We start from the raw sequence: 632 nt of genomic DNA, 5'->3' as shown, positions 1-632 counted from the left end.
ACCGAAAGGACACTGATTCCCATGGCCATCAGCCTCAAGACCACCTCCGGCAAGATCCTCGCTTCGGTCGCACTGGTCGGCACCGCCGCCGCCGTCGCCGGCATGGGCACCTACGGCGCGTTCACCTCCTCCACCTCCGCCTCCCAGGCCGTCACCGCAGGAACCGTCACCATCGCCCTGGGCACCGGAGCGAACAACACCCTCAACGTCCCCGTCGCCGGCCTGCTGCCCGGCGACAAGGTCGAAAAGCTCGTCACCCTGGCCAACACCGGCAACTCCGACCTGAACAACGTCACCCTCACCACCTCCGCCGGCGCCACCGCCTCCCTGCTCACCACCGACGTGACCAACGGCCTGCAACTGACCATCGAAAACTGCAGTGTTGCCTGGACCGGCACCGCCGCCCCCTACACCTGCACCGGCACCAAAACCACCGTCCTGGCCTCCGGTCCGGTGATCGCCGCGAACAAGGTCCTCAACAACCTGACCTCCCTGACCTCGGCCAAAACCGACAACCTCAAGGTCACCACCGCGTTCCCCACCACCGCCAACAACGACTTCCAAGGCGCCACCTCCACCATCGCCTTCTCCTTCACCGGCACCCAGCGCACCGAAACCACCAAGTAACCACC

1 protein-coding gene is annotated in these 632 nt (G+C 65.8%); it reads left to right on the top strand.

Features of this window, described 5'->3' with window-relative positions:
* Positions 1-21: 21 nt before the first annotated feature.
* Positions 22-627, top strand: coding sequence for a TasA family protein (locus FQP90_RS23015; protein WP_244296972.1), 606 nt, complete (start codon positions 22-24; stop codon positions 625-627).
* The last annotated feature ends 5 nt before the right edge of the window (positions 628-632 follow it).

This window comes from Paenarthrobacter nitroguajacolicus (assembly GCF_007786235.1).
In the GTDB taxonomy this organism is placed as follows: Bacteria; Actinomycetota; Actinomycetes; order Actinomycetales; family Micrococcaceae; genus Arthrobacter; species Arthrobacter nitroguajacolicus_A.
This window is presented reverse-complemented; position numbering and strand designations above follow the sequence as displayed.